We start from the raw sequence: 3,204 nt of genomic DNA, 5'->3' as shown, positions 1-3,204 counted from the left end.
TATTACAGGTGGAGCTGAGTGAGGAAGGACTTCATGTTTTTGATAAATCGAGTCCAGACTATTACCTGACAGTACCTTACCAAGCCCAAAATGATAAGCTTATCGATGTAGAGATTTGGGAAGATAAAGTAAAAGCTCAGCTCGTCAATGAGGAATGTAATGCTTGGTTTTCAAAATACCTGGGTTTTGCATGCAACCTAGTTTGCATGCCTGGGTCATCTGCACGCAAACTCAAACCCAAGTATGCTGTTAATGGAGAGAGCGTCAGTTTTGCTGATGGCATGCCCTATCTAATTATCGGACAAAGTGCTCTTGATGATTTGAACAGCAGACTAAATGTGGCTGTACCCATGGACCGTTTTAGGCCTAATTTGGTTTTTGCCGGGGGAGCTCCGTTTGAGGAAGATCACTGGGATAAAGTCCGTATAGGCGAGGCGATTTTTAAAGTGACCAAACCTTGTGCCCGCTGTGTGATGACCACTGTGGATCAGCAAACGGCCGAAAAGGGAAAAGAGCCATTGAGGACTTTGGCAACTTACAGGACAGTCAATAATCAAGTCATGTTTGGTCAAAACATGCTCTTATTGGAGGGGGCAGAAGTAAAAGTGGGGGACCAACTTGTAGCAGTAAAAAAATAAGGCCGGGATTTTCCAGGCCTTATTTCTCTAACTTTTTCTTAAATAATCTATTTTAAAAACTGTAACCTACAGTTAATTTAAAGAATGAAGGTTGCCTGAAACCACTTTTGGCAAGCATATCATCACTTCTTAAATCCGCGCCTGATGTAAATCTCGCGAATGCTCCCCCTTTAGGGTCTGCAAATTGTATGTATGGTCCCAATGCCAAATAGAAATCGAATGCAGGGTCTTCAGGTTGGTTTTTCCCTCCTGTAAATCTCAATTGTTCTAAATGAAGACCAGCAGAGAAAAAGGGTGAAAATTTATAACCATAATTTACCCAATAATGAAGATAGTTGTTGGTGTTAGGGTTGCCATGGTCAAAGCCAAGATAGTACCCCAAATAGATCTCTCCCTCAGTACTTGCCTTGTCCAGACCCATAGTTAAGTTTGGAACAATTCCTTCTCCTAAAACAGGAGTCCCTAAACCAGAGGTTAGGCTACCATTCAATAAGCCAATCTGAGGATTGATGTTGATTCCATCTGCAACATCAAAGTTCATACCGACACCAAACTCCGTCCAGTTGCCCCAGCTGCCACCAGCTGCTCCACCAGACCAAAGAATTCCATAAAAAGTAAATGCTGTGTTTTCGCTGAGGCTGTAAGATCCCGCAAAGAATGGATAAAATCCAAAGAAGATGTCTGAATTTAATGTAACATCCATCGAAAACTTGCTTTCTTCCTGAGCTTTGGTTGGATTAAAGCTAAATAGGAGAATTGCCAGGAGGGCACTGCTTTTAAGCAGCATTGTAAACTTGTTTTTCATAGGTTTAATAGGTTTTGTGAATAATAGGTTTGTTTTTAAACCTCATAATTTAAAATTGATGTTTAATATGAGATTTAGAGTTTCTAAATTATCCAAAATTTTCAATAAATCAATAAAAATCAATTATAGTAGTTAAAAAAATAACGTATAATATATTTTTTTGAAAAATTGGTAAATATATTCCTGGTGATTTTAAAATAAAAAAACCTCCTTTTTGGGGAGGTTCACTATGGTAAAAAGTGTTTTATTAGTAGCTTTTAACTGTCTGGATGAAGACCTTCACCATTTCCGGATCTATATCGGGGTAAACACCATGTCCAAGGTTGGCGATGTGTCTACTTCCCTTAAATTGGTCCATCATTCGTTTGGTTGCATTCTCTATTTCTTTTGGATTGCCATAAAGTGCGGCTGGATCAAGATTCCCTTGAAGGGTTTTGTTTGGTCCTATCAATTTTCTTGACTCAGAAATCTCCATATTCCAATCTAAACCAATGGTTTCGCAATTGAGCAAGCCCATTTCTTTTCTGGCAAAGAATGCACCTTTTGCAAATACTGTTTTAGGAACATCATTGATGGCATTACAGATCTGCGCTATGTATTTCAAAGAAAATTCATGGTAATGGTCAGGAGGTAAAATCCCGGCCCAGCTGTCAAAAACCTGAACCAAATTGACACCTGCTTCGATTTGAGCCTTCAAATAATTGATTGTGCTATCAGTAATCATCTGCAAAAGATTATGGGAGAGTTCAGGTTGGGTATACAACATGGCCCGGGCTTTCGAGAAGGTTTTACTTCCCGAGCCTTCAATCATATAGGCAAAGATTGTCCATGGAGCACCGGCAAACCCAATGAGGGGAACCCGTCCATTCAAAGCTTTTTTGGTAATTTTAATGGCTTCAATTACATAACTCAGATCATCCTTTCCATCAGCTATCCTTAATTTTTTGACATCTGAGGCAGATCGAACTGTTTTGGGAAACCAAGGACCTCTTTTTTCCACCATTTCATAGGGAAGTCCCATGGCTTCAGGAATTACTAAAATATCTGAAAAAATGATAGCTGCATCTACTCCAAGCAGGTCAACCGGCTGAATAGTTACCTCAGCTGCTAACTCAGGTGTCTGGGCCAATTCTATAAAACCGCTTACTGATTCTCTCACTGCTCTGTACTCTGGTAGGATTCTTCCAGCCTGACGCATCAACCAAACTGGAGTTCTCTCAACTGTTTCCCCTTTGGCAGCTCTTATTAACAAGTCATTTTTCAAATTCATGGCGCAAAGATAAGTCATGAATTTTTAATATTGAAGGAGAATCAATACCAGTATAAAACAAAAGACCTTCCATCTGGAAGGTCTTTTGGTACAACTGTATTTGCTAAACTATGGATTTTTAGGTTCGATTTTCACGATATTTTCTTCTGTTGCTCCAATAATTTCCATAACGCCATTATAGTCAGTATAGTCAATTCTGCCCGAAACAGCAAAATCTGCTGGTATGACTACTGCTCTGATCCTTTGGTTCCTCGTCCAGGTATTATCCAGAATTGACGGATCAAATGTGGTTTCTAAGAATACAGCAAAATCGTTCAATGTAAAATCAAAATTGTAAACCAAAACGCCTTCTTCAAAGAAAACAGTTTGCGGCAACAACCTCCATACTGATGTGCCATTGATGGCTTCCCATTGAATATAGACCAGTACAACATCTGATGGTTCAATTGCTGGATTGAATTCAAAATCTACAAAATAATCATTTTGTGGCG

At 39.3% G+C, this 3,204-nt stretch carries 4 protein-coding genes; 1 reads left to right on the top strand and 3 read right to left on the bottom strand.

Translation table 11 applies throughout. From position 1 onward, the window contains the following. A partial coding sequence (locus QZT73_RS08775; protein WP_291787684.1) for an MOSC domain-containing protein occupies positions 1-638 on the top strand: 638 nt, incomplete at its 5' end. Between the two features lie 52 nt (positions 639-690). Here the strand turns inward: QZT73_RS08775 and QZT73_RS08770 are convergent. The 3 genes from QZT73_RS08770 to QZT73_RS08760 all read right to left on the bottom strand — a co-directional run. After that, on the bottom strand, positions 691-1,443 hold the full coding sequence (locus QZT73_RS08770) for a DUF6733 family protein (RefSeq protein ID WP_291787682.1): 753 nt from the start codon (positions 1,441-1,443) through the stop codon (positions 691-693). A 247-nt stretch (positions 1,444-1,690) separates the two neighbouring features. Beyond that, entirely contained in the window at positions 1,691-2,713 is a 1,023-nt protein-coding gene (gene hemE / locus QZT73_RS08765) for a uroporphyrinogen decarboxylase (protein ID WP_291779970.1), read from the bottom strand. Between the two features lie 108 nt (positions 2,714-2,821). Then, a partial coding sequence (locus QZT73_RS08760; protein WP_291787680.1) for a hypothetical protein occupies positions 2,822-3,204 on the bottom strand: 383 nt, incomplete at its 5' end.

Source organism: Cecembia sp. (assembly GCF_007126775.1).
Classification (GTDB): Bacteria; Bacteroidota; Bacteroidia; order Cytophagales; family Cyclobacteriaceae; genus Cecembia.
The sequence above is the reverse complement of the archived record's forward strand: the minus strand, read 5'-3'. Positions and strand labels throughout refer to the sequence as shown.

Coding starts and splice junctions, on each gene's coding strand:
- QZT73_RS08770 (WP_291787682.1), bottom strand. CDS start 1,443: ATGAAAAACAAGTTTACAATGCTGCTTAAAAGCAGTGCCCTCCTGGCA.
- hemE (WP_291779970.1), bottom strand. CDS start 2,713: ATGAATTTGAAAAATGACTTGTTAATAAGAGCTGCCAAAGGGGAAACA.